The organism is Bordetella tumbae, assembly GCF_054780995.1.
The window spans coordinates 34,210-49,480 of the sequence record NZ_BAAGVG010000012.1 but is presented as its reverse complement, the minus strand read 5'-3'; the positions used below and the strand labels follow the sequence as shown (position 1 = coordinate 49,480).

Genomic DNA, 15,271 nt, shown 5'->3' with positions numbered 1-15,271 from the left:
GCCATGAGCGTGCCGATACGCGCCGCTGTACCGTCCTCAGCCGTCCCGCGCCCCCCCGCCGGCTGGCGCTCGTGGGTACTGCGCGCGGACCGCGTGATTTGCTGGATCGGCAGATTGAGCGTCGTCCTGACGCTGGCCGTGGTGCTGATTTCGTGTTTTTGCCAGGTGCTGGACCGCTACGCGTTGAAGACTCAGTTCGATGCATGGGACCAGATTGCCCGTATCGGCATGCTGTGGTCCGCCTTTTTAGGCGCGGCGATGGCGTTGAGGGAACGCCGCAACGTGGTCATCGATATCATCGACCGTCACCTTTCCGAGCGCGTGCGTAAAGTCCGGGACAAACTTTTTGACGCGCTGTTGCTCGTACTGGCCATCACGCTGTTCGTCAAAGGACTGGATGTCGTCGCCGTCGGCCAGTTTCAAGACATCGTCGGTACGCCGTTTACCTATGCCGTGAGCTATGCCTCGCTGACAACGGGCATGGTGTTTTTCATCTTGTTCTTGGTACTGCGCCTGATCATTCCCCAGGCGCCTCCTCCAGAAGATATCTTTCACACCGAGCCGGCTATGGGCAACACGACAGTGTCGCCGGGAGACCCATCATGATCATCGGCTCGGTCATTCTGTTCATCGTGCTGATATTGATGGGCCTGGACATTGGCTTTTCGATGATCACGGCAGCGATGGTAGGGATGCTGTTCAAATCGGGCGGCGGCGTCGACATCGTGCAGGCGCCGCTGACGATGCTCGGTGGCATCGACGAAACTGCCTTGGTGGCCATTCCCCTCTTTATTCTGGCAGGCGAGCTGATGAACCGCGGCGGCGTCACCCTGCGTTTGATCAACTGGTCCATGGCAATGGTGGGCCATCTGCGTGGCAGTCTGTCGCAAGTCTCGTTGACCACTAATCTGGTCATGGCCGGCATCAGCGGCTCGGCCGTTGCCGACGCCAGCGCCATTGGCACAGCGATGATTCCCTCCATGAAACAGGAGGGCTATCGGCGCGGCTATCCCGAAGCGGTCATCGCCTGTGGCGCCATGTTGGGCCCCATCCTGCCGCCTTCCATCCCGATGATTGTGTATGCGGTGCTGGCCAATTTGTCGATCATCCGCCTGTTCCTCGCAGGCATCATTCCAGGGTTCATGCTGCTGGCCGGCTATATGGCGATATGCGCATGGCAGGCGCGCCGTCATCACTATCGTTCGCGGCCTAGCGCCAGCTGGCCTGAGCGCGCTCGCGTGACGCGCGCGTCGATCTGGGCGCTGATGATGCCCATATTGATCATTGTGGGGATTCGTTTCGGCCTGTTGACGGACACCGAGGCAGCCGCCTTTGTCGCAGTCTATGCCCTGTTGGTAGGCCTGATGGTCTACCGCGAACTGAAGCCGGGAAATTTGAGCGAAGTGTTTTACTCGGCCGGGCGCACCATGGCAGTGGTGTTGTTTCTGCTGGCGGCGGCAGGCCCTTTCAGCTGGCTGATCAGCGAATCTCGTGTCGCGGCCACGATTGCCAATGCCATCCTCGGGATATCAGATCAACCCTGGGTAATCCTGTTGACGGTGAATGTGTTTCTCATCCTGGTGGGAAAAATCCTGGAACCCCTGCCCGCCATGATCATCACGTTGCCCGCGCTATTGCCGATCGGCGCGCAACTGGGCATGGACCCGATCCAGTACGCGATGATTTTGATCCTGAATCTCATGACCGGCATGCTGACTCCGCCCGTCGGCATTCTGCTCTTTGTGACGTCTGCGGTGGGCCGCACGCCTATCGGCCCCATCGTACGCGAGGTCATTCCCTTCTTTATCTGGTCGCTGATCGTACTCGCGTTGATCTGCGCCTTTCCTCCACTGACTTTATGGCTACCCAGCCTGGGCGGCTGACACATGCATCCATCTGAACAAGACACGAACATGCCACTATCGGGAATTCGCGTTCTCGACCTGACCCGAATTATTTCGGGCCCCTATTGCACGTCGATTCTGGCCGATATGGGCGCCGAGGTAATCAAGATCGAAACACCGGGCGAAGGCGATCCCGTGCGCCGCCAGGGGGTCATCCGCGACGGCCTGAGCTGGTATTTCGCGAACTACAACCGCAACAAAAAATCCGTGACCCTGGACCTGTACAGCCAGGAAGGCAAAGACATCCTGCGCAGCCTGATCCCGCGCTGCGATGTCATCATCGAGAACTATCGCCCCGGCATCATGGAAAGAATGGGACTGGGCAGCGACGCGCTAAAGGCCCTGCGGCCTGATATCATTCACTGCAGTATCAACGGATTCGGCACATCGGGTCCCTATCGTGACCGGCCTTCGTTCGATTTCATCGCTCAGGCCATGAGCGGCTTCATGAGCCTGAATGGCGCGGAAAGCGATCCCCCCATGCGCGCCGCACCGCCTATCAGTGATTTGATTGCAGGGATGAACGGCGCGTTGGGCGTCATGGCTGCATTGCTTCGGCGCGAGCGCACGGGCCGCGGCGATACGATCAGCGTCAGCCTGTTGAGCAGCATGATAGGCCTGCTGAGTTTTCACGCGGCGAACTATTTCGCCAACGGACAATTGCCTGCCCGCACGGGCAACGATCACGGTATCGTCGCGCCATACGGTCTGTTCGAAACGGCAGACGGTCAGGTGGCGATTGCGCCGTCGAACGACGCCATGTATGAAAAATTCCTGGATGCGCTGGAATTACAGGAGTTGCGCACCCATCCAGACTTTCAGGCGAACGCCGATCGCATGTTGAACCGGACCTCGATCAAAGCCATCATCGAGGCGCGCACTCGACAGCAAGCCACACACTACTGGATCGAACGCTTGAATCGCTATGGCGTCCCGTGCGGACAGGTGATGAACCTGCAAGAAGTCTTTGCCGATCCTCAAGTCGCGGATCAAGAAATGGCGATTGACGTCCCGCATCCTGATGGCCAACAGGTGCGCATGCTGGGCTTTCCCGTGAAGTTCGCCGAAGCCCCTTGCCGAGCGTACCGTGCGTCTCCTGAACTGGGCGGCGATACCGACGACGTACTCACCGGGCTGGGACTGTCTCGCGAGTATATTGAACAATTACGCCAGGCTGGCAAAGTCTGACATACCCACACCAGGCCTGCCATCAGGTCTTGTTTATATCGAGCAGTACGCAACGCTGGCGTCATGACCAGCGCGAACCCCCAAAGGAGACAGACATCATGCTACGTGCAACCCTACTCGCAGGCTGCTTTATGGCCCTGGCAATGCCCGCCGTCGCGCAAAAAAATTATCCCGACCAACCGATTCGCATCATCGTACCGTTCACGCCCGGCGGAGGTACCGATTTTCTTTCTCGCACCGTTGCAGCCAAATTGGCCGAGACCACCAAATGGAACGTCGTCGCAGAGAATCGCGCAGGCGCGGGTGGCACGGTAGGTATCTCGGCTGCAGCACGGGCACAACCCAATGGCTACGAAATCGTCATGGGCCAGACCGATAATCTGGCCGTCGCCCCCTCGCTCTATAGCAAACTCACCTACGACCCGATCAAGGACTTTGCCCCCATCGGCATCGTAGGTGAAGCCCCGCTCATCGTCGTAGCGGGCAAGAACAGTCCCTACAAATCGCTGGATGATTTGATCAAAGCCGCCAAGAAAGCCCCAGGCACCATCAACTATGGCTCGCCGGGCGCAGGCACCATTACCCATCTGGCTGCAGAGCTGCTGCAGCAAAAGGCCAATATCAAACTGGTGCACGTGCCCTACAAGGGCTCTGGTCCGGCGATGGCCGATCTGTTGGGTGGACAGATCCCCATCATCTTTACGTCGATCCCCTCATCGGCACCACAGATCAAAGCCGGCACCGTGATTCCGTTGGCGGTCACCTCGCCCAAGCGCAGCCCCGCCATGCCGGACGTACCGACCGTCGCCGAGCTGGGTTATCCCGATTTCGACGTGCGCGTCTGGTACGGTTTGCTGGCGCCGGCCCAGACAGACAAGCAGATTGTGCAGACCTTGAATACCGAGCTGAACAAAATCCTCGCGCTCCAGGACATTAAAGACGCGCTGTCAGCTCAAGGCGCAACGGCGATGCCCACAACGCCCGATCAATTTGCGCAAACGATCGAGCATGATCTCCATAAATGGAAACCGGTCATCAAGGCCGCCAATCTCAAGCTGGACTAGCGGCCTGATTGCAGCGACTACGCCGCCACACGCAGATGACGCTTGCCACGGCGGCCCGTCGCGGGGCTGGGAGCGGGGTTGAGCAAGCTGCTCGGGATATCGACGAGCAGTGCTTGCTCACCGGACTGACTGATCTGCCCGGGCAAGATCCAACTCTTGCCATCGCCGCACTCGGTATCCCGCAGATGTTGTGCCAGACGCATGGCGTCGTGTTCGGCACGCTCGCGGCTGGGACGGGCAACCTCGCAAAAACGCGTAAAGCTGAACGTCCAGTCGGACTCACGGCCAATGACCTCGACACACCCCCGATATTCGCCCAGGTCGGCCTCGTGCACACGAGGACGGATGGTATAGCTCACCTTGGAAGCGAACCCAGCATAAGTGTCCATAGCGGATCTCCCTGATGATGTCCTGCCCATTCAGAGTAGATCAATAACATGATCAAACTATGGCTATTTGCAATCTTTGAAAACCATTACGAAAAGGTTACATAAGCCATAATTCAGTACATTCGTGCCCTATTTTTGGGCTCAGATCTTGTCAGATCGCCGTCTTCCCCGTGAGTGAGTGCTTTGGCGGGGTTGTTTATTTTGGTCGGAATGTTGCGAGCCGCCCGAGGAATCCGCGGATTTTGTATCTGTGGAACGTTGCGCATGTGCGACACGGGGCGCCTGGGATGAGCGCATCTGACTGGCTGAACCGTCATGGGGCGTACGCCGTTCATGACCGTCACGCCGCTGAGAACGCTGACCCGGCTTTCCTGGATTCGCCAAAGCCGCGAAATCGGACGAAAACAAATCCCATGACGCAATGAACAACGCGGCAATCAGCGGCCCGATCACAAACCCATTCAATCCGAATAACCCCATCCCGCCCAGCGTGGAAATCAGCACCACATAATCGGGAAGCTTGGTGTCTTTACCGACCAGCAAAGGACGCAATACGTTATCGACCATGCCGATCACCAGCACACCGTACAAGGCCAGCGCCACACCTTGCCAAAGTTCGCCCGAGACCAGGAAATAGACGGCAACCGGCCCCCAGACCAAACCCGCACCGATGGCCGGCAGCAGCGACAGAAATGCCATCACTACGCCCCATAACACGGGCCCCTGGATGCCGAGGATATAAAAGATCACCCCACCCAGTGCGCCCTGCGCAGCGGCAACAGCGATATTGCCTTTGACGGTTGCCCGGATCACGGTGGTGAATTTGCGCAGCAAGTGCAGTTTGTGTGTATCGCTCAAAGGGATTGCCTCGCGTAACCGCGCCGACACAATCGAGCCATCACGCAACAAGAAGAACAACAGATACAGCATCACGCCAAAGCTGATCAGAAACTCAAAGGTGTTCTGGCCGATATTGAATGCCTGCGTGGCGATGTACTGACTGCCTTGCATGGCGCCCGCGGTCAGCTTTTCCTGCATGCTGGACAGATCTCCTATCCCGAAACGATCCATCATGTTTTGCACGCTGGCAGGCAACGCATCCAGGATCTGCTGTACATAAGAACCGAAGTTCAAATTCCCCGACTTGACGCGTTGGTACAGACTGGTGCCCTCCTGTACCAGCGAGCCGGCAATGAACGTTACCGGCACGATCACCACGACTAACACCAGCATCAACGAGATCAGTGCCGCGAGATTGCGCCGCCCGCCCAGCTTGGCGGCGATACGCCGATGAATCGGCGCAAAAATAATGGCCAGAATCGCGCCCCAGAAAACCGCGCCATACAGTGGCCACAATAGCCAGACAAAGGCGATCGACACGCCCACCAAGAGCAACAAGAAAAAGCGGTAATGCAGGTTGGAGCCATTCATAGCGTGAATTCCATGCGCGGCGTTGGCCGCGAGTGCTGCGATTGTACAAATGGTCGGATCATAGGGGCTGCAAAGTTTGCAGACGAGCTTGCGCCTGCTCGACGGCGGCAGCGTGACTATTCAACGTATCGAGCAGTTGGTTGAGTTCGCGTTGCACAGAGGGATCGCGCGCCGCGGCCGAGTCGGCCTCGATCGTGATCTGATCCGCGTGCTTGGCGATAAAATCCGCGGCACGCAGGGCATCGTCCAACGACGCCAGCGCTGTATCAGTCAGCTCGTCCAGAACGCCGGCAGACTGGGTCACGATCTTGTCGTAGGCCTCGGTATACACAGGCTGCAGGTCCGCAGGCTGCTCCCACTCGGCACGCTCGGACTGTGCGTGAGCCTGCGCCTGGTGCAATGCCTCTTGTCCGGCAGCCACGGCTTGACGGTCCGCCCGCAGGGTCTCGTGGCGAGCCTGCAGCTGCGCCAACGATGTCAGCCCCTCGTGCTCAAAGGCGTTCGCCAGATTCTGCACCTGTTGCTGCACGACATTATCCACGGCACTCAGCACAGCATATTGGTCGGCATAATCGCCCAACGCATCGCGCTGTGTCTCGTCCAGCGCGGGAACGCGGTGATCGGCAGTATCAATCACCTGTGTCTGCAGCCATGCAATAAACGCGGCACGCTGCTCCGGCTCCTTATTGACGCAGCCGGCAATGGCCATACTCAGCAAGACGATGCTGATGAACTGAAAGGCGATGCGCATGATTCTCCTGAAATACGCCGATACGGCTGTGGCCTCTCGCTCACACCGCAGCCGTATCGCTTACGCCGCATAGACTACCCTACAATGACGACATGAACGCATCCAACTCTTCGCCTTCTGTTACCGGCTCCAGCGAATCGCAACCCTGGGGTTACACCCATCCTGACTGCCGGGGCTCATCGGCATTCCTGTTTTTCACATCGGATCTCGCACGTGTGGTGAACCAGGAATTAGCCGGCCAGTCGCTGGATGACACCGCCATGGCCCGCGCACAACAAGCGGTCGACGCCTTGGTTCAACGGTATATAGACATCCAGGCAGCACCCGCGGCGTTCAATGGCCAGCGCATCCTTCTGAAGCTGGATACCGCGGCTTCGGGTGGTACGCCACAAGTCGCGCTGGAAATGTCACCGGAACTCGAAGACCAGATCATCGAAGCCCAACGCCTGGCACACCAGCAGGCCTCGATGCGCCAGTAATATTTTGTCATTTACTGCCGTGGGCTTGGTCCAGCAAGCCCATGGCAGCCACTGCTAAGAAAAGTCTTGCCAAAACAATAATTTAGCTTTATAGTAGAAAGCTTGGCAGTAAACGCCTCTAGGGATTTGCTCGGCAAAACGCTTGGCACATTATTTAAATCCATAATCCATCCCCGGCGGCAGTCTTGGCGAAATATACCCAACATCAATCCGCCATCCTGCCTTGACTCCATGGCCGTTGGCCATTTTTTAAATTGCCCCGCCCCAACCGAGGCACTCGCCGCATTGCGCATACGGCCAACGTCCGTGCAGCATTTGCGACTAAAGATTGACTCCCCTTTGGTCAACCCTGCGTTCAGGCAGCTTGCTCAAGGCTTGTCATTGCATTTCCATAACCATAACGAGAACTCAAAATGAACCACTCCATTCACCCTATTACGCCGTCTGAATTGCTGCCTCGCCGCGGACATACCAAGCTCGACCAGATGCCGATCCACGTCGGCGATATCGTGCACCTGCGGCCGGCTCATGGCCCAGCAATTCGCGCCACGGTGATTTACAACGCGCCGATCAACGGCACGGTCACGTACACGACCGAGGTCGTACGCCCCCGTGGCTGCGCAGACCAGCCCGGCATGCGTATTCGATTCCGTCACGAACACGTGCATCGGATCGAGCCTGTCCGCAAACAGGCGGCTTGATCCCTATCAAAACGCAGAATGCAGCAGGCCCGTGATAAAGTGGTTTTCCCTTTTCCGAGCCGGCTCCGCCCATGCTGCACACGCGTTCCTGTATTCGCATCTGGGACTTTCCCACTCGTCTATTCCACTGGGCCTTGGCCATCTGTGTCATCGGCGCCTACGTCAGCGTCAAGCTGGGCGGCCTGTACATGGACTGGCATGTCCGCTTCGGGCTGGCCACGCTAGGCCTGATCGTGTTTCGCGTGCTCTGGGGGCTGGTCGGTCCACGCTATGCGCGTTTTTCCACCTTTGTCCGCGGCCCCGGTGCTATCAAACGCTATATACAGGGCGCAGCGACCTCTGCCGGCCATAACCCCCTGGGCGCTTTGTCCGTCATCGCCATGCTGGCGGTACTCGGTTTTCAGACAATCAGCGGCCTGTTCATCAGCGACGACATCATGACGCAGGGTCCGTTATATGGCCGGATCGACGAGAGCGTCTCGTCCTGGCTCGCCTCATGGCATGAGCGCAATGAATGGATCATCATCGGGCTGGTCGTTCTGCATTTTGTCGCCATCATCTGGTACGTTGCGGTGCGCCGACGGCGTATCGTAGGTCCGATGATTACCGGCAACGCCCGGCCCCAGGACCTGCCGGCTGGCACACCGCCGACCGAAGACGGTCCCATGATCTGGCTGCGCGCCGCGATCATCGCGGCCGCGGTGACCGCCCTGGTATTGTGGATCCGCTCGCTGGAGCTGGTGGCGGATTTTTCGTTTTCGTAGTCACGCGCGCGCTGTGACAAGCACTACCCAGCAATGGTGGCGCGTGATGGAACGCTAAGCGCAGGCGCGGCGTCTCTATTGGCCGGCTTTGGCATCCTGCGCTTCTTCTTTGATCCACTCCGCGAACGCCCGGACTTCCGGGCGCTGCATGGCACCCGGCAGCGTGACGAGGTAATAGGCAAAGCGCGCCGGCCAGGGCTTGTCCAACACTTGCACGAGGCGGCCTGCGGCGATTTCCTCGCGCGCATATTCTTGCGGTACCAGGGCCAACCCTTGACACGCCGCAGCAGCCCGGATCAGCAGATAGTCGTCCTCGAACGCCGTGCCGCGCTCCGCGCGAGGATCCTTGGCCGCACCGTGCGCGGCGAACCAAAGCTGCCAGTCCACCCGGTCGGAATCGTGCAGGAGCGGGTAGTTCAGGCAGTCTTCCGGCTCTCGGATGGCATGGCTATTCGCCACTAGATCCGGGCAGGCCACCGGGACCAACACGGGAGCCATCAGGCGAGTGACTTCCAGGCCGGGGTAATTGCCCAGCCCATGCCGCAACGCCACGTCCACACCGTCGCGTCGCATGTCCATCAAGGCGGAAGTCGCCTCGACGCGCACCTCGATCTGCGGATGCCGCTGGTTAAAGCGACCCAATCGCGGCACCAGCCAGGACGCGGCGAAGGTGGCGACGGTACTGACCGTCAGCGTTTGGCGGCCCTTGAATGCTTCCAGCGTGTTTACGGCTTTGTCGATCTGCGCGAACGCTTCGAGCAGCGAAGGATGCACACCGGCGCCAGCTTCGGTCAGGCGCAAGCCCTGCCGTTCCCGCGTGAACAGCGTTATCCCAAGCCGGTCTTCCAGCAATCGAATCTGCTGACTGACTGCGCCGGAGGTGACATGCAGGGCTTCGGCGGCGGCCTTGATGCTGCCGCGCTGGCCAACTTCGACAAAGGTGCGTAGCGCCGGCAAAGGGAGTGAGGTAGCCATTCGATTTAGTTTTTCTAAAGACTTAAGCGAGAAATGATCGCTTCCGATTGTTTACTAATGCAGCGATGATCCAGGAAGTTTAGTGTGATGAGTTGCCTTTAGCAAACCTTAACCCTGGATGCTGTAATGATCGATCTTTACACCGACAGTTCGCCCAACGGCTTCAAAGCGACGATTGCTCTGGAAGAACTGGCCTTGCCCTACCGTCTGCACCATGTCCGCCTCAATGCGGGTGAACACCGGCAGCCAGCATTCCTGGCGCTGAACCCGCATGGCCGCATCCCGGTCATCACCGACGATGAAACCGGCATCACGCTGTTCGAGTCGGCCGCCATCCTGCTCTATCTGGCCGAGAAGACCGGCCGGCTGCTGCCGCATGGTCCCGCGCAGCGCTGGGAGGCGATCAAGTGGCTGCAGTTCCACTCATCCAGCGTCGGCCCCATCATCGGGCAGCGTGTGCATTTCGAGCTGTTCGCCGAGGACAAGATACCGGCCGCCATCGAGCGTTTCCGCCAGCTGACAGAAAGTGTGTTCGCCGTCGTAGATAGCCGCCTGGCCCGGCAATCTTACCTGGCCGGTGATGATTACTCGATCGCCGACATTGCGCACTTTGGCTGGACGCACATCGCGCGCATCGTCGACTTCGATTTCAGCCAGCACAAGCACATGAGCGCCTGGCATGAACGGGTAGCGCAGCGGCCTGCCGTGCGCAAGGGCATCACACTGCCCGAACCGGCAACGGGCGCATGAGGGAGGCCGACACGATGGACACTACAAGCACGATTACGCCCCTCATCAAAGGTGCGCCGTCTACCGCGTTTCACTCCCATCCCGGCTACAGGCGCATGTTCGCGCCCGACCGTCTGACCATTGGCATCTTTCTGCCGCTGCGCTTTTACGAGGGCGATATGCGCGTCCTGAGCGGACAGGCGGAACTGGTGGAAATCATCGACCGCCACGGCTTCGCCGCCGTGTGGGTGCGTGACGTGCCCTTGTTCGACCCCCGGTTTGGCGATGCCGGGCAGGTTTTCGATCCCTTCAGCTATCTGACATTTCTCGCCGCACGAACGAAGAACGTGGCACTGGCAACGGGCAGCGCCATTTTTTCGCTGCGCCATCCGATTGACCTGGCCAAGGCATCGGCAACCATCGACATATTGTCGGGCGGCCGCCTGGTGCTGGGCATCGCCTCAGGCGACCGGCCCATCGAGTTCCCTGCCTATGGACTGGAACACGGGGAGCGCGGCGAGCGGTTTGTGCAGGCTGTCGCCTACTTCCGCCGACTCATGCAGGCCGGCCGGCTGACAATAGATTTGCCCTTGGGGCGTTTTGAGAATGCGGAATTCCTGCCGCAGCCCGCTACGGGTTCGATTCCGCTGATCGTGACCGGCTCATCAGGCCAATCACTGGCCTGGATCGCCGAGCACGCCGATGGCTGGCTGACCTATCCCGATGCCACGAACACGCCCAAAGGGCCTCAGCGCCTCGCCCAAAAAATCCGTGCCTGGCGCGACCTCATTCCCGATGGCGGCTTTCGTCCGCACATGACAAATGAGTGGCTGGATTTGGTGGACGACCCCCACCATCCGCGCACGCCGCTGCAAGGCGGCTACGTTCTGCGCACCGGACGCCATGGCCTCATCGCCTTGCTGGAGGAATGGCAGGCGGCAGGTGTCAATCATGCTGCGCTGGGGATACAGTTCGCGCGGCGACCAGCGGCCGAGGTGATTCAGGAACTGGCCGAGGACGTGTTGCCGCATTTCCCCACACATCCAGGGCCGCCGACTATCACGGCCCCCTGGTGATGGTAAAAAAAACCCACCCCGGCCTAATGCCTCGGGTGGGTTTGCCGGCGGATTGCTTCGCGCTTATTTCTTTTCGCGATAGCTATCGTGGCAGGATTTACAACTGGAGCCTACGCCGCCAAACGCCGCGCGAACCTTGTCCAGGTCACCGGAGTCGGCAGCCACCTGCAGCTTGGCCAGATTGTCTTTCAGTGCATCGCGCTTTTGCTGAAAGCCCGCGGCGTCACTCCAGACCTCTGGGCGCGCCTCGCCACCCTCGGTACCCGGCCCAAAGCCCGCCCAGGGCAATTCGGCCAGGGTGTTGAGCAATTTCACATTGGCTTTGATTTGCTCGGCATCGTAGGGGGCCTGCCCCTTGATCACTGGCTGCATGCGGCCGAAATGTGAGGCCATCAGCGTCAAAGCGGCCTGGCGGTATTTGATAGCGTCAGCCGGCTTGGCAAACTGTGCCTGCGCCGGAGCGGACCACAGAGACACAGCGATCGTACAGGCCGCAGCGGCCAGCAAGGGGAATTGCTTCATAGGGGGATCTCCCGATAGGTGCGACGAGGTGCCGGACCAGCCGGCACACACGACTATACCTCTCGTGCGAGACCAGCGGCCAGCCCAATATAGGAACGCGGCGTCATGGCCAACAAACGCGCCTTGGCCTCGTCCGGCAAGGCCAGACCGCTGACGAATTCGCGCAAGGCGGATTCGGTAATGCCTTTACCGCGGGTCAGGGCCTTGAGTTGTTCGTACGGCTGCGGCAGGCCATAACGGCGCATGACGGTCTGCACGGGCTCGGCCAGGACCTCCCAGCAGGCGTCGATGTCGGCGTCGATGGCGGCCGTGTTGACCTCGAGCTTGCCCAGGCCACGCAGGCAGGAATCCCACGCCACCAGGCAGTAACCCAAGCCTACACCGAGGTTGCGCAGCACGGTCGAGTCGGTCAGGTCACGCTGCCAGCGCGACACGGGCAGTTTTTCCGATAGATGACGCAGCACGGCGTTGGCCAGGCCAAGGTTGCCCTCGGAATTCTCGAAATCGATGGGGTTGACCTTGTGCGGCATGGTGGACGAGCCGACCTCGCCTTCCTTGAGGCGCTGCTTGAAATAGCCCAGCGCCACATAGCCCCAGATATCGCGGTCCAGATCGAGCACGATGACGTTGGCACGGGCCACGGCGTCGAACAACGCGGCCATCCAGTCATGCGGTTCGATCTGAATAGTGTGACGGTTTTGTGTCAAACCCAGCCCGCCGAGCACACGCGCGCTGAAAGCGGGCCAGTCGATTTCGGGATAGGCCGACAGATGCGCGTTGTAGTTGCCCGTAGCGCCGTTGAGCTTGGCCAGCGGTTCGACCGCCTCGATAGCGGCGATCGCGCGTTGCAAGCGCGCAGCGACGTTGGCGAATTCCTTGCCCAGCGTGGTGGGGCTGGCGGGCTGGCCATGAGTACGCGACAGCAGGGGCTGGTCGGCATACTGGCGAGCCATGCCGCCCAGCGTGTCCGCGATCTGGCGCAAACGCGGCACTACGACCTCAGCGCGAGCGCGCGTCAACATCAGGGCGTGCGAGGTGTTGTTGATGTCCTCGGACGTGCAGGCAAAGTGGATGAACTCGGCCGCGCGCGCCAGCTCCTCATCGCCTGCGACCTTTTCTTTCAGCCAATACTCGACCGCTTTTACGTCATGGTTCGTGGTGCGCTCGATGTCCTTGATGCGAGCGGCGTCGGCCTCGGAAAAATCGCTGACCAACTGGGCCAGGCGCGTCCGTGCGCCCTGCGAAAAGCTCGGCAGCTCGGGCAGACCGGCATCCGACAACGCCACCAGCCAGGCAACCTCGACCTCGACGCGATGCGCCATGAAGCCGGCTTCGGACAACAAGCCCCGCAGCGCATCCCCGCGTGAGGCATAGCGGCCATCTAGCGGCGAAAGAGCATTGAGGTGACTGATTTGGTCGGCGATCTGCATGGCGTGAACGGATAAAAAAAGAGATAGGCAACCTGTAATTTTATCACCCAGGGCAGAGTCATCATGCGGTAAAAAGGTCACGCAGGGCGATCTTTGCATTTTTACGGGGTCTGCCCTGCTATACTTCGCCCGCTTTCCGACTTCGCCTGTGGCCCCCATGAAACTAATCGGTTCACTCACTAGCCCCTACGTTCGCAAAGTGCGAGTCGTCATGGCCGAGAAAAAGCTGGATTACCAGCTCGAACTCGAAAATGTCTGGTCACCCGACACGCAAATCCAAACCTACAACCCGCTAGGGAAAGTGCCCTGCCTCGTCATGGAAGACGGCGGCGCGCTGTTTGATTCGCGCGTGATCGTCGAGTACGTGGACACGCTCTCGCCTGTGGCGCGGCTGATTCCTCAATCCGGCCGCGACCGCGCGGCAGTGAAATGCTGGGAAGCCATCGCCGATGGCCTGCTGGATGCCGGCATCCTGATCGTCCGCGAAAACCAGCGCCCCGAGGCGCTGCGCAGCGCGGACTGGATCGAACGCCAATACGGCAAAATCGACGCCGCCCTGCACGCCATGGACGAAAGCCTGGGCGAGCAGCCTCACTGCATGGGCGTCAATTACAGCCTGGCGGATATCGCCGTGGGCTGCGCCCTCGGCTATCTGGACTTGCGGTTTTCTCATCTGAACTGGCGCGAGAGCCACGCCAACCTGGCACGCCATTACGAAAAACTCTCGGCACGCCAATCGTTTATCGATAGCGTCCCGCCGCCTCCTGCAGCCTGAAAAAGCCGAAAAAACGCCCCGAAGCCCGGATTTCGAGTCCGGCCTTCGGGGCGTTTTTCTTATAGCGTTCCGTCAACACCGCAGGGTGTGAACTACCTTTGCGGGAACGTGATTATCTGCGCGGGACGGTCTGGGATAAAACAGCCCGCGCGCCGCTCGCAGCTCAGTGACTGAAAGCCTGCACAGCCTTGAACAACATGTAGGCTGACAGGGCGAACAACAGGCAGGCAAAAACCCGCTTCAACGTGCTGACCGGCAGTTGGTGCGCCATACGGGCACCCGCTGGGGCCGTCAATACGCTGGTGGCCACCAGCGCCAGCAAACCGGGCCAGTAGATATAGCCCAGCATGCCCGGCTGCGAGATGCTCTGACCCAAGCCCGAGATGATATAGCCCGCACTATTGGCCAGCGCAATCGGAAAACCCAAGGCAGCCGACGTGGACACCGCCGCATGCAGGGCGACGTTACACCACACCATGAAAGGCACGGACAGAAAGCCGCCCCCTGCCCCCACCAGGCCGGATATGAAGCCTATTCCCACGCCCGCGGCAGAGGTGCCGACGATGCCAGGCATCTGACGCGAAGGCTTGGGCTTGGAGTTACGCAGCATGTTCCAGCCCGAGTAACTCACAAACAAGGCGAAAAACAGCGACAGCCAGGCCGTGCTGATCGCGGCAAATGCGGCACCGCCCGACAACAGGCCGCCCACGATGATACCGGGCGCCATGGCGAGGACGATCTTCCATTGGATGGTGCCCTTGCGCTGATGCGCCCGGACACTCGATAGCGAAGTGAACAGAATCGAGGTCATCGACGTGGCAATCGCGGCATGCACGATCAAGTCTGGTTGCATGCCATTCCAGGCAAACAACATCGTCAGGAACGGCACCAGCAACATTCCGCCGCCGATGCCCAGCAATCCTGCCGCAAACCCGGCAACCGCCCCCAACGCCAGCAAGCACACCACTAGCACGACATTGACATCCACTTCGACCTCCTCTTCGTTAACGACACACCTGAGACCATCGTGGCATATGCCATGACTCAGGTAACAACGCCGTCCCCTCCGGACGGCAGCTCAAATCATCTTGAC

Annotated in this window: 16 protein-coding genes and 1 pseudogene; 10 read left to right on the top strand and 7 right to left on the bottom strand. The window is 59.8% G+C overall.

What is annotated here, in order from left to right; all coding sequences use genetic code 11:
• Positions 1 to 3: 3 nt before the first annotated feature.
• The 4 genes from ACYVI2_RS10830 (at position 4) to ACYVI2_RS10815 (ending at position 4,156) form a co-directional block, all read left to right on the top strand.
• Positions 4 to 606 (top strand): TRAP transporter small permease, encoded by a 603-nt coding sequence (locus tag ACYVI2_RS10830; protein WP_415819988.1) that lies wholly within the window; start codon positions 4 to 6, stop codon positions 604 to 606.
• On the top strand, positions 603 to 1,883 hold the full coding sequence (locus ACYVI2_RS10825) for a TRAP transporter large permease (RefSeq protein ID WP_415819989.1): 1,281 nt from the start codon (positions 603 to 605) through the stop codon (positions 1,881 to 1,883). The genes ACYVI2_RS10830 and ACYVI2_RS10825 overlap by 4 nt, the downstream gene beginning before the upstream one ends.
• Positions 1,884 to 1,886: 3 nt before the next feature.
• Positions 1,887 to 3,092 carry a CaiB/BaiF CoA transferase family protein gene (locus tag ACYVI2_RS10820; protein ID WP_415819990.1) on the top strand — a complete coding sequence of 402 codons (1,206 nt, stop codon included), beginning with the start codon at positions 1,887 to 1,889 and terminating at the stop codon, positions 3,090 to 3,092.
• Between the two features lie 98 nt (positions 3,093 to 3,190).
• Positions 3,191 to 4,156, top strand: a complete 966-nt coding sequence (locus tag ACYVI2_RS10815; RefSeq protein WP_415819991.1) for a Bug family tripartite tricarboxylate transporter substrate binding protein — start codon at positions 3,191 to 3,193, stop codon at positions 4,154 to 4,156.
• A gap of 17 nt (positions 4,157 to 4,173) precedes the next feature.
• Here ACYVI2_RS10815 and ACYVI2_RS10810 read toward each other — a convergent pair whose 3' ends face one another.
• The 3 genes and pseudogenes from ACYVI2_RS10810 to ACYVI2_RS10800 all read right to left on the bottom strand — a co-directional run bounded on the left by ACYVI2_RS10810 (position 4,174) and on the right by ACYVI2_RS10800 (position 6,727).
• Positions 4,174 to 4,545, bottom strand: coding sequence for a hypothetical protein (locus tag ACYVI2_RS10810; RefSeq protein ID WP_415819992.1), 372 nt, complete (start codon positions 4,543 to 4,545; stop codon positions 4,174 to 4,176).
• A gap of 399 nt (positions 4,546 to 4,944) precedes the next feature.
• Positions 4,945 to 5,976: pseudogene (locus ACYVI2_RS10805) on the bottom strand (AI-2E family transporter); the annotation flags it as partial.
• Between the two features lie 58 nt (positions 5,977 to 6,034).
• Positions 6,035 to 6,727, bottom strand: coding sequence for a DUF3053 family protein (locus ACYVI2_RS10800; protein ID WP_415819993.1), 693 nt, complete (start codon positions 6,725 to 6,727; stop codon positions 6,035 to 6,037).
• A gap of 92 nt (positions 6,728 to 6,819) precedes the next feature.
• Between ACYVI2_RS10800 and ACYVI2_RS10795 the strand changes: the two genes are divergently transcribed.
• From ACYVI2_RS10795 to ACYVI2_RS10785, 3 genes are all read left to right on the top strand, one after another.
• Positions 6,820 to 7,206, top strand: coding sequence for a hypothetical protein (locus ACYVI2_RS10795; RefSeq protein WP_415819994.1), 387 nt, complete (start codon positions 6,820 to 6,822; stop codon positions 7,204 to 7,206).
• A 413-nt stretch (positions 7,207 to 7,619) separates the two neighbouring features.
• Positions 7,620 to 7,907: a hypothetical protein gene (locus ACYVI2_RS10790; RefSeq protein ID WP_415819995.1), complete on the top strand. Its 288-nt coding sequence runs from the start codon at positions 7,620 to 7,622 to the stop codon at positions 7,905 to 7,907.
• Between the two features lie 71 nt (positions 7,908 to 7,978).
• On the top strand, positions 7,979 to 8,671 hold the full coding sequence (locus tag ACYVI2_RS10785) for a cytochrome b/b6 domain-containing protein (RefSeq protein WP_415819996.1): 693 nt from the start codon (positions 7,979 to 7,981) through the stop codon (positions 8,669 to 8,671).
• A gap of 75 nt (positions 8,672 to 8,746) precedes the next feature.
• Here ACYVI2_RS10785 and gcvA read toward each other — a convergent pair whose 3' ends face one another.
• Positions 8,747 to 9,646 carry a transcriptional regulator GcvA gene (gcvA, locus tag ACYVI2_RS10780; protein WP_415819997.1) on the bottom strand — a complete coding sequence of 300 codons (900 nt, stop codon included), beginning with the start codon at positions 9,644 to 9,646 and terminating at the stop codon, positions 8,747 to 8,749.
• A 126-nt stretch (positions 9,647 to 9,772) separates the two neighbouring features.
• Here gcvA and ACYVI2_RS10775 point away from each other — a divergent pair, with 126 nt between their 5' ends.
• On the top strand, positions 9,773 to 10,396 hold the full coding sequence (locus tag ACYVI2_RS10775; protein WP_415819998.1) for a glutathione S-transferase family protein: 624 nt from the start codon (positions 9,773 to 9,775) through the stop codon (positions 10,394 to 10,396).
• 95 nt (positions 10,397 to 10,491) lie between these two features.
• Positions 10,492 to 11,451 (top strand): LLM class oxidoreductase, encoded by a 960-nt coding sequence (locus tag ACYVI2_RS10770; protein WP_415820024.1) that lies wholly within the window; start codon positions 10,492 to 10,494, stop codon positions 11,449 to 11,451.
• Positions 11,452 to 11,514: 63 nt separating this feature from the next.
• Here the strand turns inward: ACYVI2_RS10770 and ACYVI2_RS10765 are convergent, their stop codons facing one another.
• Positions 11,515 to 11,973, bottom strand: coding sequence for a c-type cytochrome (locus ACYVI2_RS10765; RefSeq protein ID WP_415819999.1), 459 nt, complete (start codon positions 11,971 to 11,973; stop codon positions 11,515 to 11,517).
• A gap of 53 nt (positions 11,974 to 12,026) precedes the next feature.
• A complete protein-coding gene (gene purB, locus ACYVI2_RS10760; protein WP_415820000.1) occupies positions 12,027 to 13,403 on the bottom strand; it encodes an adenylosuccinate lyase in 1,377 nt (458 codons plus the stop codon).
• A gap of 157 nt (positions 13,404 to 13,560) precedes the next feature.
• On the opposite strand from purB, the gene ACYVI2_RS10755 reads away from it, so the two are divergent.
• Positions 13,561 to 14,178: a glutathione S-transferase N-terminal domain-containing protein gene (locus ACYVI2_RS10755; protein WP_415820001.1), complete on the top strand. Its 618-nt coding sequence runs from the start codon at positions 13,561 to 13,563 to the stop codon at positions 14,176 to 14,178.
• A 163-nt stretch (positions 14,179 to 14,341) separates the two neighbouring features.
• Here the strand turns inward: ACYVI2_RS10755 and ACYVI2_RS10750 are convergent, their stop codons facing one another.
• Positions 14,342 to 15,166 carry a sulfite exporter TauE/SafE family protein gene (locus ACYVI2_RS10750; RefSeq protein WP_415820002.1) on the bottom strand — a complete coding sequence of 275 codons (825 nt, stop codon included), beginning with the start codon at positions 15,164 to 15,166 and terminating at the stop codon, positions 14,342 to 14,344.
• Between the last annotated feature and the right edge of the window lie 105 nt (positions 15,167 to 15,271).